At 57.2% G+C, this 17,300-nt stretch carries 17 protein-coding genes; 9 read left to right on the top strand and 8 right to left on the bottom strand.

The window, feature by feature from the left end:
- Positions 1-34: 34 nt before the first annotated feature.
- The 3 genes from GOV89_RS01050 to GOV89_RS01040 are packed head-to-tail and all read right to left on the bottom strand — an operon-like array spanning position 35 to position 4,106.
- Entirely contained in the window at positions 35-2,101 is a 2,067-nt protein-coding gene (locus tag GOV89_RS01050) for a proline/glycine betaine ABC transporter permease (RefSeq protein WP_171237230.1), read from the bottom strand.
- Positions 2,098-3,147, bottom strand: coding sequence for a betaine/proline/choline family ABC transporter ATP-binding protein (locus GOV89_RS01045; RefSeq protein ID WP_171235499.1), 1,050 nt, complete (start codon positions 3,145-3,147; stop codon positions 2,098-2,100). Before GOV89_RS01045 ends, GOV89_RS01050 begins: the two co-directional genes overlap by 4 nt.
- Positions 3,148-3,155: 8 nt before the next feature.
- Positions 3,156-4,106: an ABC transporter substrate-binding protein gene (locus tag GOV89_RS01040; protein ID WP_171237229.1), complete on the bottom strand. Its 951-nt coding sequence runs from the start codon at positions 4,104-4,106 to the stop codon at positions 3,156-3,158.
- A 417-nt stretch (positions 4,107-4,523) separates the two neighbouring features.
- Here GOV89_RS01040 and GOV89_RS01035 point away from each other — a divergent pair, with 417 nt between their 5' ends.
- Positions 4,524-5,186: a DNA-3-methyladenine glycosylase I gene (locus GOV89_RS01035; RefSeq protein WP_171237228.1), complete on the top strand. Its 663-nt coding sequence runs from the start codon at positions 4,524-4,526 to the stop codon at positions 5,184-5,186.
- Between the two features lie 42 nt (positions 5,187-5,228).
- Positions 5,229-5,921 carry a hypothetical protein gene (locus GOV89_RS01030; protein ID WP_171237227.1) on the top strand — a complete coding sequence of 231 codons (693 nt, stop codon included), beginning with the start codon at positions 5,229-5,231 and terminating at the stop codon, positions 5,919-5,921.
- Here the strand turns inward: GOV89_RS01030 and GOV89_RS01025 are convergent.
- Positions 5,912-6,316, bottom strand: a complete 405-nt coding sequence (locus GOV89_RS01025; RefSeq protein ID WP_171237226.1) for a cytochrome c — start codon at positions 6,314-6,316, stop codon at positions 5,912-5,914. The genes GOV89_RS01030 and GOV89_RS01025 overlap by 10 nt on opposite strands.
- Before the next feature lie 92 nt (positions 6,317-6,408).
- Between GOV89_RS01025 and GOV89_RS01020 the strand changes: the two genes are divergently transcribed.
- Complete coding sequence (locus GOV89_RS01020; protein ID WP_171175403.1) at positions 6,409-6,846, top strand: DMT family transporter; 438 nt, start codon at positions 6,409-6,411, stop codon at positions 6,844-6,846.
- On the opposite strand, the gene GOV89_RS01015 is transcribed toward GOV89_RS01020, so the two are convergent.
- Both GOV89_RS01015 and GOV89_RS01010 read right to left on the bottom strand, forming a co-directional pair.
- Positions 6,830-7,516, bottom strand: coding sequence for an ABC transporter ATP-binding protein (locus tag GOV89_RS01015; RefSeq protein WP_171237225.1), 687 nt, complete (start codon positions 7,514-7,516; stop codon positions 6,830-6,832). The two genes, GOV89_RS01020 and GOV89_RS01015, sit on opposite strands and share 17 nt — an antisense overlap.
- The gene (locus GOV89_RS01010) at positions 7,509-8,804 is read right to left on the bottom strand and encodes a lipoprotein-releasing ABC transporter permease subunit (RefSeq protein ID WP_171237224.1); all 1,296 of its coding nucleotides are present in this window, start codon (positions 8,802-8,804) and stop codon (positions 7,509-7,511) included. Before GOV89_RS01010 ends, GOV89_RS01015 begins: the two co-directional genes overlap by 8 nt.
- A 357-nt stretch (positions 8,805-9,161) precedes the next feature.
- Between GOV89_RS01010 and GOV89_RS01005 the strand changes: the two genes are divergently transcribed.
- Positions 9,162-9,521, top strand: coding sequence for a hypothetical protein (locus tag GOV89_RS01005; RefSeq protein WP_171175409.1), 360 nt, complete (start codon positions 9,162-9,164; stop codon positions 9,519-9,521).
- A gap of 91 nt (positions 9,522-9,612) precedes the next feature.
- On the opposite strand, the gene proS is transcribed toward GOV89_RS01005, so the two are convergent.
- Positions 9,613-10,953: a proline--tRNA ligase gene (proS, locus tag GOV89_RS01000; RefSeq protein ID WP_171235493.1), complete on the bottom strand. Its 1,341-nt coding sequence runs from the start codon at positions 10,951-10,953 to the stop codon at positions 9,613-9,615.
- 169 nt (positions 10,954-11,122) lie between these two features.
- Here proS and GOV89_RS00995 point away from each other — a divergent pair, with 169 nt between their 5' ends.
- The 5 genes from GOV89_RS00995 (at position 11,123) to GOV89_RS00975 (ending at position 16,909) form a co-directional block, all read left to right on the top strand.
- Positions 11,123-12,487, top strand: a complete 1,365-nt coding sequence (locus tag GOV89_RS00995) for an FAD-dependent oxidoreductase (protein WP_171175412.1) — start codon at positions 11,123-11,125, stop codon at positions 12,485-12,487.
- Positions 12,487-13,461, top strand: coding sequence for an isopenicillin N synthase family oxygenase (locus GOV89_RS00990; RefSeq protein ID WP_171237223.1), 975 nt, complete (start codon positions 12,487-12,489; stop codon positions 13,459-13,461). The genes GOV89_RS00995 and GOV89_RS00990 overlap by 1 nt, the downstream gene beginning before the upstream one ends.
- Before the next feature lie 90 nt (positions 13,462-13,551).
- Positions 13,552-14,625 carry an AI-2E family transporter gene (locus tag GOV89_RS00985; protein WP_171176236.1) on the top strand — a complete coding sequence of 358 codons (1,074 nt, stop codon included), beginning with the start codon at positions 13,552-13,554 and terminating at the stop codon, positions 14,623-14,625.
- Positions 14,626-15,315 carry a DnaA ATPase domain-containing protein gene (locus GOV89_RS00980; RefSeq protein ID WP_171237222.1) on the top strand — a complete coding sequence of 230 codons (690 nt, stop codon included), beginning with the start codon at positions 14,626-14,628 and terminating at the stop codon, positions 15,313-15,315. It begins immediately after the preceding gene.
- Positions 15,316-15,364: 49 nt separating this feature from the next.
- A complete protein-coding gene (locus tag GOV89_RS00975; RefSeq protein ID WP_171237221.1) occupies positions 15,365-16,909 on the top strand; it encodes a Ppx/GppA family phosphatase in 1,545 nt (514 codons plus the stop codon).
- 7 nt (positions 16,910-16,916) lie between these two features.
- On the opposite strand, the gene GOV89_RS00970 is transcribed toward GOV89_RS00975, so the two are convergent.
- Positions 16,917-17,291 (bottom strand): hypothetical protein, encoded by a 375-nt coding sequence (locus tag GOV89_RS00970; protein ID WP_171175418.1) that lies wholly within the window; start codon positions 17,289-17,291, stop codon positions 16,917-16,919.
- Positions 17,292-17,300 lie beyond the last annotated feature (9 nt).

The following is a 17,300-nucleotide window of genomic DNA, read 5'->3' as shown; positions in this document are numbered from 1 at the left end:
TGCGCAGGGGCAGACATGCCGCCCCTGCCCTGTGTTATAAGCCAAGTGCCGCGCGGCGTTCTTCGGCAAAGCCCTGCACGATGCGGTCTGCGATCAGTGCCAGAATCGCCATCGCGGCCCCGGCCGAAATTCCCAGCCCGACATCCGCCTGACCCAGCGCCAGATAGATCGACTGACCCAAGCCGGTGGTCCCGATCAACGCCGCGATGACCAGCATCGCAAAGGCATAAAGGATGGTTTGGTTCAGCCCCAGAAGTATGGTCGGTGCAGCATAAGGTGCACGCACATCCCGCATGATCTGCCACTCGGTCGCACCGCTGGAGACAGCGGCCTCCATCATTTCCTCTGGCGTGTTGACCAGCCCATGCCGCGTATAGCGGATCATGGGGACGATGGCGTAGGCACAGATTGCGAGAAAGGCCGAGAACTCACCGATCTGGAACACCATCAGCACGGGGATCAGGAACACAAACAATGGAATCGTCTGCAGCATATCGCAGATCGGGCGAACCACTTTCCAAACCGGCTCCCAAACAGCGCTGGCAAGGCCGATCAGACCGCCGACGACTGCGCAGGAAAACACTGCTGCACCGCTGAGGTAGAGCGACAGAAGCGCCCTTTCCCAAAGACCTGAAACAAGAATGGTGCACAGCAGACCCACGCATAGCGCAGCGAGACGCCAACCGCCCGCAACCCAGCCCAGAGCAGCTGCTCCGGTCAAGACAAAAGGCCATGGCAGGTTCGCGATGCCGGTTTCTAGCATACCAATCAGGATCAAAACGATCAGGCCGCCCGTCAGCCGCCCACGCCACGCCATCAGCAGCGCAATCACAGCACCAACGGCGAACAGGCCGTAGCTCATGCCCGCCGTCCACTGAAAGCCCCATGTGAAAGGCAGAACTGCCTGATCCAGCCCGATCCGCAAAGGCAGCAGCACATAGAACAGCGAATTGTTCTTCAGCGCATCCAGCCAGGGGCCATTGTTTTGCGTAAACGCCGTCAGGCCGCTGTCTACGGCTTCGGCCATGGGGTCCAGAAGGGTCAGTTCGGACGGGTTCGGCAGCCACGCCCAGAAGGCGGCCGTGAAGATAATAGCAAAGCCTAGCATGGCCCAGACAACGCGGCTGTCATAGCGCTTGCGCTCGGTTGCCAGCGTGCCGCTCATCCGGTCGATCACCACGGCAAAGACCACGATGACCAGACCAGCCATCAGCGATTCACCGAACTGCGCCTTGCGCATGGTCAGCAGAACCTCCCAGCCGATATCGTTGAAACCTCCGATAACGGCGGCAATGATGACCATCGACAAGGCGGCCATCAGACATTGGTTCACACCGACCATGATCTGCGTTGTGGCAGCAGGGATTTCGACCTGAAACAATTGCTGGAACCGAGTGCCACCAGACATGATGGCGGCTTCTTTGATCTCGGGCTCGACCCGCTCCAACCCCAGCATCACATTGCGCGCCATAGGCGGCGCGGCATAGATGGCTGAGGCGATCAGGCCAACAACAGGCCCAAAGCCGAACAGCAGCAAAAGCGGTGTCAGATACGCAAAGGTCGGCACCGTCTGCATCACATCCAGAACGGCTTGAACAAAGGTTTTAACCTTCGGCACTTCATTGGCAAGGATGCCGATACCACCCCCTAAAATAAGTGCCACCGGGACCGACACGGCAACAAGGGCCAGCGTATTCATACTCTCAGCCCAATAGCCCGACGCCAGTACAAAACTGAGCCCCAGAAAACCCAACGCGGCCATGGGCATTCCGCCCAGATACCAGCCCAGCGCGGTCACAATCCCGATCAGAATGGGCCATGGCGTATTGCCTAACACGAAATTCGCCCAGTTCATTGGATAGGTCATCATGTCCGAGAACAGCCGCATCGCCGGTTTGATCAGGTTGAGAAACCAGTCAAGAAATGCCCCAACCCATTGGGTTGCAGGCAGTTCCCACGCGGCAGGCCATTTGACCAGCCACGGGGCGATGCCCTCAAACGCAAGGCAAACCGCACCGACGATGACCGTGATCAAAGCAGCCTTCGCACCCGCCGTCAGGTGCGCGCTGTGTTGCGTCGGAAGATCAGTGACAGCGGTCATGCTTCGTCCACCTGCAATGCGGCGGCCAGATCCGAGGGATGAACCGTGCCGACGACATTGCCGCTGGCATCCCGCACCGGCACGGGCTCGTACAGTTCCATACAATGTGCAAGGGCCGCGTCCAGCGTCATCGAAGTGGTCAGGCCGGGATCGTCCGGGCCACATTCCGCCTCGCTCCGCATGACTGAAGCGACCTTGGCGTGCTGACCCTTGGCAACGTCCTTGGAAAACTCGCGCACATAATCATCAACCGGTCGCAGCACGATATCAGTTGGGGTACCGATCTGAACGATCTTGCCGTCGCGCATGATCGCGATGCGGTCAGCGAGTTTCAGCGCCTCTTGAATATCGTGGGTGATGAAGACGATAGACTTCTTCAATGTCGCCTGAATGCGCAGAAATTCGTCCTGCAGTTGGCGACGGATCAACGGGTCGAGGGCCGAAAACGGCTCGTCCAGAAACCAGATATCGGGGTTCACGGCCAAGGACCGCGCGATGCCTACTCGCTGACGCTGACCACCTGAAAGCTGGCGAGGAAAGCTGTCTTCGCGCCCTTCCAGACCGACGAGTGAGATGACTTCCTGCGCCCTTGCCAGACGTTCCTTTTTGCTCACGCCCTGCACGCGCAGCGGATAAGCGACGTTTTCGGCAACGGTCATGTGCGGGAACAGGCCAAAGTGCTGGAACACCATACCCAGCTTTTTGCGGCGCAACTCGGTCAAGGCCTTCTTTGAGGCTCCAATGACATTTGCGCCGTCGACCCGAATCTCGCCTCCCGTGCCGGGCAACAGTTGCGAGATACAACGGATCAACGTGGATTTACCCGAGCCTGACAGGCCCATGATGACGAACAGTTCGCCTTCTTTGACCTCGAAATTGGCATCCTGCACCGCCGGGATGAATCCGTTTTCCCGCAGATCAGAGGCGGCCTTATCAGCGTCATTCCCTGACCGAGACAGCGCGTCGGTCAGGGCCTTTTCAGCGCCGGGGCCAAAGACCTGCCAGAGGTTCTGGCAGGCAATGGCTGGCATAGTCGCGTCAGTCACTTACGTGCTCACTGCGTCGCTGCGTCAACAACCGGACGCCACTTGCCTTCGTTTTCGGCCATCCACGCAGCAACAACTTCTTCGACCTGACCGCCATCAACGTCGATCGCACCCATCATCGGTTGCTGGTCCTCGACCGCCAGTTGATAGTTTGACAGGATTTCATAAGCGGCGGGCCACTTGTCTTCCATACCGCTCCAGCTGGCCTTGAAGATGCGAGACGGCGAGAAATCGCAGTCATTCACTGCATTGGGATTCGGGCCCCAGGCCGGATCATTAAAGCACGCCTCTTCTCCCGCAGGCAGGTCGACGAACTGAACGTCGTAGGCCGACATCGCCCAATGCGGCTGCCAGAAGGTGATCAGCAGCGGTGATTTACGCTCGGTCGAGGCGCGCAGCTCGGCGATCAGGGCACCCTCGGACCCCGCAGGCACGGCTTTAAAAGGCAGTTCCAGGCCGGTCATGCGGTCTGCGCCGGGTGTGCCCCAATCGGCCGGATAGTCGACAAGACGGCCACCGGGCAGAGTTTCAGCGGTTGCGAAAACCTGCGCACAATCCTTCAGTGCCTCCCACGCGGGCAGGCCCGGGCACAGATCCGCCACGTGTGCCGGGTACGCAATGCCCTCTTTGGCATCCAAGCCCAAATCACCGATTTCAACCACGGTGCCTTCGTCGATCTTCTTGGCATATTCGTCTGACACGTTGGACGACCAGATTTCCAGTGTCGCGTCGATGTCGCCATCGGCCAGCGCCTGGAACTGGTTCATCATGCCTGCGGTCACGTATTCAACGTTGTACCCAGCTGCCTTGAGCATCTCACCCGCCACATGCGTTGTCACATGCTGACCGGTCCATTCATTGATCGCCAGTTTGATCGGCTCATCCACAGCGCCCATGTCCGCCGCCTGCGCCGCACCTGCAACGCTCAGAGCCATTAGGCTTACACTCAGTTTCTTCATGGACTTTCTCCCAGTCTTAATTGTTTTCCTGAACCCGGTTAGGACCTTCCTGCCGGGTCTCTTGTTTGACGACACCATCATGTCGCAACATGCACAAACTTTGTCGGAAAAGGAAAGTGTGGCGATTGTGAAAAGCAAAGTCTTTCGCCCTACTCTTTCTTTTTCGCTCCACTTAAGCGCACTTGCGGCGCTCAACCCGACCTGTCCCATGCCCCTGTTTTTCACACGGGACATTGACTGACGAGTCAATCAAAACCAAATTTCGACCGTTTGTCGAGAAATACTTTGCAAAAGCCCGTTTTTTCATCGTCAAGGTCAAAGCCCGTTATCCACCGATTCAACGCGCAAGAACTGATTCCCCATTGCAAAACCGGAACAAAAGATAAACATTTTCAGCATAAACTTGAGGTTGAACAAATGCGCACCTTTGACGAAATCTTCGACATCTCAGCATCACGGCACGGCGGGCAGGATGCCTTGCAGGCCATGCTGCACAAACCCAAAAGTCCTGAGGAACTGGCAGCAATACCCGAAGATCGTTGGCTTGCCATGTTAACCAAATGTGTTTTTCAGGCCGGGTTCAACTGGAAGGTCATCGAGAACAAATGGGATGGTTTCGAGGTGGCATTTGACGGGTTCGACGTGGGTCGATGCGCGTTTATGGATGACGAAAAATTCGATGCGTTGCTGCAAGACAAACGAATCGTTCGCAACGGCACCAAGATCGCAGCCGTTCGTGACAATGCCGCGTTTCTGATGGAACTGCGCGAAGAAGGCGGTGCGGGCAAAGTACTGGGTGGCTGGCCCTCGGCAGATTACATCAACTTGCTGGCACTGCTGGCCAAGCGCGGGTCGCGACTGGGCGGTGCGTCTGCGCAATACGCGATGCGTTTCATAGGACGTGACAGTTTTATTCTGTCCCAGGACGTTACCGCCCGGCTGATCGCCGAAGGCGTGATCGACAAACCTGCCACGTCCAAGAAAGCGATGTTGGCCGTCCAGAAAGCTTTTAATACATGGATGGACCAATCCGGGCGGTCCTTGACCGAAATCAGCCGGGTGCTGGCCATGAGCCTGTGAAAACGGTTTGCGGAACCGGCGCGGCAGACTAGGATTCTACGTATGGTTCTGCGCGTATTTCTAGTTTCTCTCTTGTTTCTATCGTCTTGCGGTCGTCCGCTGACAGAGCCAGAGCGCGTGTTTGCAGAAAGCATCCAAGGAGAAACACTGAACCTGGATAGTGTGCGTCTGGTCGAAGGGGCTCCGGTCGCCCCGGTGACGTATTTCCGAGAGGAACGCCCACGTCAGGCTTGCCGCGAGCTTATTCTGCCGCCGGTCGAAGCTGGGCTTGTGACAGGCAAACCAGCTGCCGTCGCCCTTTTCAACAAGGTCTACTTTGCGCGCGACTGGTATCTGGAAGATTATATGACCGACTTCCCCGATCAGATGAACCTGATTGCCGCGATGCTGCTGGCCCATGAACTGACCCATGTCTGGCAATGGCAAAATCGCGCAACCACCGGCTATCACCCTTTACGGGCCGCGGCGGAGCATGGCGGGCGGCGGGATCCGTATCTGTTCGATCTGGACACCTCGCCTGACTTTTTGTCCTACGGCTTCGAACAGCAGGGCGCGATCGTCGAAGAATACGTTTGCTGCCGTGCGCTGGACCCTCAGGCCGAACGCACAGCAAGGCTCCACACTATGTTGGGCGCACATTTCGACCTGTCTCCGTTGCCGGAAAAAGGGCGTGAACGAGCGGTTCTTTTGCCGTGGAGCGAAGCCGAAGTAGACGGGATTTGCAGTCAGTCCTGAAGCGTTTCCAGATAGGCCACCAGATCCACAATAGGCTGGCTTGTCAGGATCGGCTGTCCCTGCGGCGTTTTCATCGATGTGTCCTGCCCATCAAAATACGGGCCATACACCGGCATCGGGCTGCCGTGGCTGACCAAAGGGTCCCGTCCATCGATCCGGCCAACTACGCGGGCGGTTGGGAAAAGACCATCCTGGCCGGATAAATCGGTCAAATCAGTCGGCTGCACGACCAACACACTGGCCATAGGCCCCTGCCCGGTCGCATCAATCCCATGACAGGTTGCACAATAGTGCATGTAAAGTTCTTGTCCGATCTTGGCGTCCTGCGCCAAAGCGGCCTGAGACGATATGACTGAAACCGACAATACCAGCGCACCAAGGGTTGCCTTGAACATCCTATCCTCCTGTCAAGATTGACAATTGAAGGGTTGCCCGGCGGATGTCTTGGCGCAATGATCCAGATCAACGCAGGCGGAGGGCACGGGCCATGACACAATACGCAGCGATTATGCTGGCAGCCGGGATCGGCGTCCCTATTCTTGCGGCGTTGAACGCGGCCCTAGGCAAGCTGATTGGCTCCCCAACCACCGCCGCCGTGATCCTGTTTGCGATCGCCTTTATCGCGTCGGCCTTAGTGATGCTTCTATTTCCGGGTCTCGAAGCGCTTTCCAAGGTGGCTGCGACCCCGAAACACTTGTTGCTGGCCGGTGTTCTGATCTCGTTCTATGTTCTGTCGATCACCCACGTGGCCCCGCACTTCGGTGTCGGTAACGCGGTTTTCTTTGTATTGCTGGGGCAATTGATCAGCACAGCGGCGATTGACCATTTCGGCCTATTTGGCGCTCAGATCACGCCACTGACATGGATACGAGCCGGCGGAATCGCCGTAATGGCCATAGGCGTTGCAATCACGCAACTGGCCTGAGCACCCCGCCCTCAAGCTTGACCATTCGGTCCATACGAGCCGCCAGATCCAGGTTGTGGGTCGCAATCAAGGCCGAAAGCCCTTCGTCGCGCACCAGTGCCATCAGCGCGTCAAAAACCTGATCCGAGGTTTCCGGGTCCAGATTGCCGGTCGGCTCATCCGCCAACAAAACACGCGGTGCGTTGGCCAGCGCCCGGCAAAAGGCCACACGCTGTTGTTCCCCGCCCGACAACGCCGCAGGGCGGTGGCTGGCACGTGGGGCGACGCCAACCCGATCCAGAAGGTCCATAGCCCGTGCCTGCGCAGCTTTTTCAGAAACGCCATTCGCCAGTTGTGGCAGGGTGACGTTTTCCAAAGCTGTGAATTCGGGCAGAAGGTGGTGAAACTGATACACGAACCCGACGTCCCGCCGACGTAGTGCAGTTCTGGTACGATCACCCTTGCCGGTCACGCTCTGACCGGCAATCTCGACCGAGCCTTCATCGGGCCTATCCAACAGGCCTGCGATGTGAAGAAGCGTTGATTTGCCCGCACCTGACGGAGCAACCATCGCAACGGCCTCCCCCGCGCGTAAGTCCAGATCGACCCCACGCAGTACCTGCACCTCGCCCGGTGTGCCCTTTAGGTAGGTTTTGGTCAGCCCGCTCAGACGCAATGTGAAATCACTCATAACGCAACGCCTCGACCGGGTTCAGCCGTGCCGCACGACGGGCTGGGAAAAAGGTGACAATGAAAGACAGGCCAAGCGACAAGCCGATGGCCTTGAGCACGTCACTCAGGTGCAACTCGGCCGGTAAAGCGTAAATTCCGCGGATCGACGGGTCCCAGACACCACCGCCCATCACGTAATTCACAAAAGAAAAGATCGGATCGATGTAGATTGCGAAAAGGCATCCCAGAATAACACCCATCGCCGTGCCTATCAGGCCGGTGAATGCACCGCAGATGAAAAAGATCCTCAGAACGGATCCTTCGCTCAGGCCGATGGTCCGCAGGATGCCGATGTCTCGACCCTTGTTTTTGACCAGCATGATCAGGCCCGAAACGATATTCATCGCGGCAATCAGAACCAGTATCGAAAGGATGATGAACATCACGTTGTCTTCAACTTCCAGCGCGCGAAGAAAGCCGCCGGACGCATCCTGCCATGTCCATATCTGACTGCGTTCGCCCGAGGCCTCAATGATCGAAATCAGAATTGGACCCAGACTTTCCGGCTGCTGCACCATCACTTCGATCTCATCCGCAACACCTTCACGGTTGAAGAAACTCTGAGCTTGCGAAAACGGCATATACACGCGGGTGCGGTCGATGTCGTAGCGACCAGCTGAAAACACATAGACAACGCGATACGCGTTTACACGCGGTGAAGTGCCAAAGGCGGTCTTGACCCCATTTGGCGAGGTCAGCTTGACGACATCCCCCACGGTGGCTCCGATACTGCGCGCAACACCGGATCCAATGGCGATGACATCTTCACCTGTTTGAAACTCTGTCAGATCGCCTGCGGCCTGCTCTGCCTGGGCGATACCCGGCAAATCGAACAGATCGTCGGGTCGGATGCCAAACACCTCAACCCCACTGCTGCGGTCGCGATTGGTGATCAACACCTGCCCTTTGACCAAAGGCGCAGCCCGTTCAACTCCGGCGACCTGTGCGATCCGGGCTGCGCGATCTTCGTAATCGGCTATCGTTCGGTCGACCCGACCCTGATCATCAATTTCCCCGGACGAATAGACTGTCACATGTGCGTTGGCACCCAGAATTGTGCCCACAAATTCCGCACGGAAGCCCGACCGAACCGCCAACGTCGCAATCAGTGCGAACACTGCAAGCGTGATACCGATCAGAGATATCCACGTCATCACACTGACACCACCTTCAGCCCTGCGGGCCCGAAGGTAACGCCAAGCGATCTTCCATTCAAAAGGGGCAAAGGGCGGGGGTGTCTTGGCCATGCCTGCTCCGGGGTGTTTCTTGTTTGCGGCGACAGTTTCGGCATTTCTCCCGATGGTCAAGCCGGTAGTCGCAAAGACCCCATACCTCGGCCCGAATGAGCCGCATTGATTCGGTTCACCACAGATACGTCGCCGCAAAATGGATGACTTCGAAACGTAGCGTTATACCATGAGTTGTGAAGACCTTCACAGACACGACCGGATTGTTTCAGTTATGAAGTTAATCATCGCGCTTCGTGAGTCTGTGAATCGAAAAGGCAACAATGATGGCGAAATTTTATTACTCATTTTGATTATTTTTGGAAACTTTGTCACCCTAACTACGGGGGAACACATTTAACGAGCGGGGGTCGCTCAATGAATTTTCAAATTTCTACCAATGGCGCGGGCTCAATTCCGACTCGCAGGGCATCAACAGAACTGGATTGTGAAACAGCAGCACTGCTGCGCGCGGCCATTCGGCCGATCTTTGTCAGCGCGGCAAGCTGGAGCAATTTGGCAGACATCCTAAAAGAAAAAGGATATCGACTGGTGTTTCGCCAGGGCCGTTTGTGCATCACGGATCGAACAACCGACGCACGCGTTTGTGGGCTACGGTTTCTGGGCCTCGAGTTTCGTGAACTGGTCAGCCGTCTGGGTCGTCCCATTGTTGTCGCTCGAGGCGACGACGCCGATGGCGACGTTCTGGCAGAGCGTCCGACACCAGACCAAAATTAAGTCCCGGGCCGGTCGCTTTGCTTTGGCCTCAGTTAGCGGCCAGATCTGATGTACTCGCCGTGACTGTCAGCGCAGCATCCGATGATCGCGATCAGGCGATCTGCTGATAGATTTCTGCAACTTTGGTGACAGCCGCTTCGGGGCTTAGCTCTTCGCTTTCACCAGTGCGGCGGCAAGTCAGTTCAACCACACCATTCTTCAGACCACGTGGACCCACGGTGATGCGCCAAGGCAGACCGATAAGGTCCATGGTTGCAAACTTGCCCCCAGCCCGTTCTTTTCGATCATCATACAACGGCTCCAGACCCAAAGCGGTCAGCGCCGAATATATCTTGTCACAGGCCGCATCTGCTTGTTCATCACCCTGTTTCAGATTCACGATACCGCAGTGGAACGGCGTTACTCCCTCGGGCCAAATGATGCCCTTATCGTCATGGCTTGCTTCGATGATCGCACCTACCAAGCGGCTGACGCCGATACCGTGGCTGCCCATGTGTACCGGAACCGGTTTGCCATCAGGGCCCTGTACGGTCGCGCCCAGAGGTTCGGAGTATTTGGTGCCGAAATAGAAAATCTGCCCGACCTCAATACCACGTGCAACGCGACGGCGCTCCTCGGGGATCTGGTTAAACAGCGCAGCGTCATGCGTTTCGTCGGTACGCGCGTATTTCGAAGTGAACTCTTCCAGTATGGCCTGGCACTGTTCACGGCTGTCATAGTCGATCTCGCGGTCGCCGAATGTCAGGTCGGTGACGGCACTGTCATAGAAGACCTCGGATTCACCGGTATCAGCCAGCACAAGGAATTCATGCGTGTCATCGCCACCAATGGGGCCTGAATCGGCGCGCATCGGGATCGCCTGCAGACCCATGCGTTCGTAAGTGCGCAGATAGCTGACCAGATGGCGGTTATATGCGTGCAGCGCATCTTCCTTGGTCAGGTCAAAATTGTAGCCGTCTTTCATATAGAACTCGCGGCCCCGCATCACGCCAAAACGCGGGCGGATTTCATCGCGGAACTTCCACTGGATTTGATACAGCGTCAGCGGCAGATCTTTGTAGCTGCTTACGTGACCGCGGAAAATATCTGTCACCAGTTCTTCCGCCGTGGGCGTAAACAACATGTCCCGGTCATGCCGGTCCTTCATCCGCAGCATTTCCTGACCGTAATCGTCATAGCGACCGGATTCGCGCCACAGATCGGCCGATTGCAAAACCGGCATCTGTATCGCGATATGGCCCGCGCGCGCCTGTTCTTCGTGCACGATGTTTTCCAGCTTGCGCAGCACTTTGAAACCCATCGGCAACCACGAATAAATCCCGGCCGCAGCCTGCTTGATCATCCCGGCACGTAGCATCAGCCGGTGGCTGACAATCTGAGCCTCAGACGGGTTTTCCTTGAGAACGGGCAGAAAGTAACGGCTCAGGCGCATAGGTGGACCTTCAAAGGTAAGAAATCGACTGCACAGGTGATTATTCCAAAGCCCCGCCGGGGGCAATCGGACATTGGCGTTTTTGCGACTTCGCGTCAGTCGGTTTTTTGATTGACCCGCCAATTGAGAATTTCAATTGTAACGGAACTGCTAATTCCACGAGGCGCCGATGCAAACAATTCAGGAACCCGCCCGCCAAATCCCTGTCATCCATCAGACCGACGTGTTGGTTGTTGGCTCTGGTCCCGCAGGGCTGGCCGCAGCACTTGCGGCGGCGCGGGCCGGGGCCGAAGTATCTCTGGTCGACCGCTTTGGTTGCATGGGCGGCAACATCACTGCTGTGGGTGTCGAGGGTTTCGCATGGTATCGCCATGAGCAAACCATTGAGGCTGGCGGAATCGGGATGGAATTCGAAACCCGCGCCAAGGACATGGGCGCGGCGGTGCCTGAAAGCCAGTCGCTCAGTTATGAACTGGACAGCGAAGGGTTCAAACTGGTGGCCGACAAGCTGGTCGAAGAGGCAGGCGTGCACCCAATGCTTCATCGCCAGTTCGTCGCCCCCATCATGGATGGCGACCGGATCACCGGCATCATCACCGAATCCAAGGCGGGGCGCGAGGCGATCCTGGCCAAAGTGGTAATCGACGCCACCGGCGACGCAGATGTGGCGCACCGCGCAGGCGCACCGACCCACAAGACCCCACGCGAAGACATGATGGCCGCCTCGGTCATGTTCCATCTGGCCGGTGTCGACAAGCGCGCCTTCATGGAGGGCGTGAAAGCCGACCCGCAAACCTATAAGGACTGGGGCGGCGGCGGTGAGTGGAATATTGAGACCAGCGGCAAAGAGGACGACATGTTCTCGCCCTTTGTTCACAAACCGTTCCAGCAGGCGATTGATCAAGGTCTGATCCCCCCGCATCTCAACACCATCGCGGGCACCTGGGGCGCAATGCATGACACGGGTGAGCTGACGTATATGAACCTCATCCATCTGGCCGAGATCGACGGGACCGACCCTGACAGCCTGACACGCGGTGAGATCGAAGGCCGCCGACAGTCGATGTTAGCCATCGATGCCCTACGAAGGTTCATGCCCGGATGCGAAAACGCGCGGCTTCGGAACTTCGGAATGACTATTGGCATCCGCGACACCCGCAAGATCGATGCCCTGTACAACATGACAGAAAACGACGCCCGCCATCAGGGTCGGTTTGAAGATACCATTGGCATTTATCCCGAATTCATAGACGGCTATGGCATTTTGATCCTGCCCACCACGGGGCGGTACATGCAGGTTCCCTATCGCTCGATGTTGCCCAAAGGGGTCAAGGGCCTGCTGGTCGCGGGCCGGTCGCATGGCGCGGACCGAGTGGCTCATGCCGCCACGCGCAACATGGCCTGTTGCGCCGTCATGGGTCAGGGTGCAGGCATTGCGGCCGCACTTTCACTCAAAAGCAATCAGGACCTGGACCAGTTGAATTTGGCACCTGTCCATACGGAACTGGAACGCCAAGGGGTCAGGATTCACTGATGGACAGCATTCCAACAATCGACATCTCGCCTCTGACCGAACCGAAAACCGATGCATACGAAGCAACGGTGCAACACATCCTTGAGGCTTGTACCGGGATCGGGTTCCTGTCCATCACCGGGACAGGCGTGACTCGGGAAACCGTTGATCAAGTCAGACGAACGACCCGAGACATCTTTGCCATCGATGAGTCGCGCAAATGGGATCAGGCCATCACCCGCGAAAACTATCGCGGCTATATTCCCATGGGGTTCTTCACTCCCAACGATGGCTCGGGCAAGGCCGACAAATATGAAGGGTACAAGCTGCACCACGAGGTTGCAGAAGACGCGCCGATACGTGCGGATTGTGCTCTGTACGGACCAAACCTCTGGCCGGATGAGGTGCCAAGTGCCAAGGCGACCATTCTGGACTATTGGGCCCAACTGGATCGCGTTACCGATCTGTTGCTCGGCGCATTAGAAAACGGTCTGGGTTTGAAGCCCGACGCTCTGCGCAGTGCGTTTCAGAACCCTATGACCAACATGACCCTTCTGCACTACCCGCCGCAGGCAGACGATGAAACGGGCTATGGTATCCATCCGCACAAAGACACGGACGCACTGACCATCATCGCCCCTGATCCGGTGGGTGGACTTGAGGTTCAAACGCGTGACGGTGGATGGATCACACCGGATTGCCCACCCGGCGGCTTTGTGGTCAACATTGGCGATATGCTAGAGCTATGGTCAGGCGGGCGATTGAAATCCACACCACATCGGGTGGTAAACCGGTCAGGCAAAGAGCGATACTCTTTCCCTTACTTCGCCGTCCCCCGCCACGATGTTATTGTCCAGCCGTTGCTGCCCACGCTACCTGGTTTCGACCGACCTGCTGTCCATTGCGGACATTGGTCTGCAGAAATCTGGCGTACCAATTGGCCTGATGAAGCCGCAGACGAGGACACGCCGGAACTGGGGACGCTACAGGACTAACCGCCGCAATTTCAGGCCACATGAAGCGCTTGCATCACGGGGCTTGATACGCCAAGAACACCGTCAATGACCTGCCAAAAGGGGATCGCGATGGCATTGCCGGTTAAGGATCAACTAAGATACTGGGGCTTCGCCGCTGCGGTTTTTGCGTTGATCCTCTGGGCCTTGGGAGACGTCCTGCTGCCGTTTGTGATCGGCGGGGCCATTGCCTACTTCCTTGATCCTGTCGCGGATAGGCTTGAGCGGCTTGGCCTTTCGCGCATGGCGGCCACAGCTATCATCACGGTTGTGGGCGTATTGGGGTTCGTGTTGGCAATCCTGATGGTCGTACCCGCCTTGATCACACAGCTATTGGACCTGGTTGATGTCTTGCCGGCTCTGTTCAAAGAGTTGCGCGGCTTTATCGAAAGACAGTTTCCGTCCCTTTTGGATCGGGAATCAAGCACGCACCAGATGTTGGTATCTTTTGGCGATACGTTGAAGTCCAAGACAGGGGATGTTCTGCAGACAGTGCTGACCTCTCTGGGGTCCGCAATCAACATTGTGGTTCTGCTGGTCATCGTACCGGTTGTCGCGGTCTATATGCTGCTGGACTGGGACCGCATGATCGCTCGCATCGGAGAGCTTTTGCCACGCGACCACGCCCCCACCATCAAGCGGTTGGCGGTCGAGATTGACGCCGTTTTGGCCTCTTTCGTGCGCGGGATGGGTACCGTTTGCCTTATCCTTGGCACATATTACGCGGTCGCCTTGATGCTGGCAGGTCTGCAATTTGGCTTGATTGTCGGATTCATCGCAGGGTTGGTCACGTTCATTCCTTATCTGGGCGCCTTGATTGGTGGAACGCTGGCCATTGGGCTCGCGCTGTTTCAGTTCTGGGGCGATTGGGCACATATCGGTTTGATTGCGGGCATCTTTGCCATTGGCCAGGTCACCGAAGGGAATTTCCTGACACCCAAATTGGTCGGCAACTCTGTAGGGTTACACCCGGTCTGGCTGCTGCTGGCGCTTTCGGTCTTTGGCGCATTGTTTGGCTTTGTCGGTATGCTGATCGCAGTCCCCGTCGCAGCAGCGCTTGGCGTGCTGGCGCGGTTTGCAACTTCGCTGTATCTGGACAGCAGACTTTACACCGGTCTTGAAAGTCAGGATCAGGAAACCGAGTAAATGGCCCGACAACTCAGCTTTGACCTGCCCGCCAAAACTGCGCTTGGGCGTGAGGATTTCTTTGTCTCGCCTTCCAATGCTCTGGCGGTTGCGATGATTTCGGCAACATCTTGGCCCGGAAACAAGCTGGTACTCAGCGGACCGGCGGGCGCGGGCAAAACTCATCTGGCGCATGTCTGGGCCGCTGAAACCGGTGGACAGATCATTCAGGCAGCAGACCTGCGCTATGACGACGTACCTGATCTGGCGCGAGGACCGATCGCCGTCGAAGATGTACCCATGGTCGCCGGGGATTTGGAACAGCAGAAAACACTGTTTCACCTGCACAATCTGGTGCTGGCCGAAGGGCATGCCTTGTTAATGACCGGCAGGCTTGCACCGAAATTTTGGGAACTGCCCCTAGCGGATCTTCAAAGCCGCGTTGAAGGGGCCCATCACGTCGCATTGGACCCGCCCGACGACGCGCTTCTGGGCGCGGTGCTGGCCAAACTGTTTGTGGATCGTCAGTTGAATCCTGGCCCCGAAGTCATCGCTTATCTCGTGAAACATATGGATCGACGGTTTGAAACCGCTGCAAACGTTGTTGCGCAACTCGACCATCTGGCATTAGCGGAAAAGCGTGACATCACACGTGCCTTGGCCGTTCGGGTTTTGAACACAAGCCCGGACGAGGTCGACACGGGTGATTGACCCGCAAGCTCCAATTTCGCATCCTCTGACTGCACTATCTGGAAGACACATGGATCAGACCGTCGAAACCGACATCCCGGACTGGGGACCTTTCGGAAAACCTTTGTTCGACGACCCTGGCACACGTGCCCTGTCGCGGGTCGGAGTGGTCGATGTGGGATCGAACTCGGTTCGGATGGTGATCTTCGACGGCGCAGCCCGGTCGCCGGCTTATTTTTACAACGAAAAGGTGATGTGCGAACTGGGCGCGGGCCTGTCCGAGACGGGCCGGTTAAACCCACGCGGGCGTGACCGTGCACTGGCGGCGCTGCGGCGATTCCAGCATCTGGCGATGGATCTGGATCTGCCCGGGCTGCATGTGGTGGCCACGGCTGCGGTGCGTGAGGCCGAAGACGGCCCGGATTTCTGCGCACAGGTCGAAGCAGAAACCGGGTTGCTTGTGGCCGTAATCGACGGCGCGGAAGAGGCACGTCTGTCGGCACAAGGCGTGTTGCTAGGCTGGCCCGGTGCGTACGGCCTGATCTGCGACATTGGCGGCTCGTCGATGGAATTGGCCGAAATCGGCGATGGTCAGGTCGGTCGCCGTGTGACCTCAGCCCTAGGCCCTCTGAAGCTGCGCGACATCAAAGGCGGGCGACGAGCCCGAAAGGCGCATATCAAGTCAACAATGGAAGAGCTGCGCGATCAGATGGGTCCGCAGCGAGATCGCCTGTTTCTGGTCGGAGGCAGTTGGCGAGCTTTTGCGCGACTGGACATGCTGCGGCGGGGTTATCCACTGAACGTGCTGCACGAATACCGAATGACCACCAAACAAGTGCGCGATACCATCAAGTTCATAGAAAAAAGCGACTACGAAAAACTGCGTGGCGAGGCTGGGGTCTCAAGCTCTCGTATGTCGCTGATTCCTTATGCAATGGATGTTCTGGCCCGGCTGATCCGAACCTTCAAACCCAAGGATATCGCGATTTCGAGCTATGGCATCCGCGAAGGGTTGCTGTATGAACAGATGCCGCAGGAACTGCGGGACCGCGACCCCCTGATCGAAGCCAGCCGCTTTTCCGAAGCAAAGGATGCGCGTCTGCCTGGTTTTGGCCGCAACTTGTATGACTTTGTCATGCCGCTGTTCAAATCTGCCCCGCCCAGCCGCGTACGCCTGATTCAGGCCGCGTGCCTGCTGCACGATGTCAGTTGGCGCGCTCATCCCGATTATCGGGCCGAGGTTTGCTTTGACAATGTCACTCGCGCCAATCTTGGGGGTTTGAAACATTCCGAGCGTGTCTTTATCGGGTTGGCCCTGCAACATCGTTACAAGAACAAACGCGAAGGCAACCGGTTTACGCCCCTGTATGAGTTGCTAGACGAGAAAGACCAGAAGCAGGCCGAAATTCTGGGAAAAGCCATGCGATTTGGCGCAATGCTCTGGATGCACAACGAAGCCAATATGGGGCGCCTGAAATTCTATCCGAAAAAGCGCGAGTTAGAACTGTATTTACCCGAGGCTGCGGCACCTTTGTTCAGCGAAGTGGCCGAGGCACGCCTGAACTCGCTGGCAAGCGCCCTGAAATCTGAAACGCAGGTGATCATCAAGGGCTGAGGCAAACTCAGATATCAGTTGTGCCCTCGGGGTTCTCTTCGTCCTTGTTTTCATGTTCAGGCAGGTCTTCAACCGGCTTTTTGCGGATGATGATGTCGCCATTGGGCAGGATCTCGGGTGCCTCATAGGCGCTCCAATCCTTGACCTGAGCTGCCAGTTCCGCCAGCGCCGGGCCCATCTCTTGCAAGAACGACTGCATGGCTGGGCCGAACTCATCCGCCAATCCAAGCAAGTCATCCAGCGCCGGTTCCATTTCCTTGCGCAGCCCTTCGAAAAATAACTCGGCTCCCTGCTCCATCAGGGATTTTCCAGTGTCTTCTTGGGCCGAAGCTGGCATTGCAAATGATGCCAACACGATGCTGATCAGAACAATCCGTTTCATAGCCTTGAT

Origin of the sequence: Ruegeria sp. HKCCA5763 (assembly GCF_013034545.1) — a bacterium.
GTDB lineage: Bacteria > Pseudomonadota > Alphaproteobacteria > Rhodobacterales > Rhodobacteraceae > Ruegeria.
Note: the sequence above shows the minus strand (reverse complement) of the source record. Positions and strands in the feature narration are given on the sequence as shown.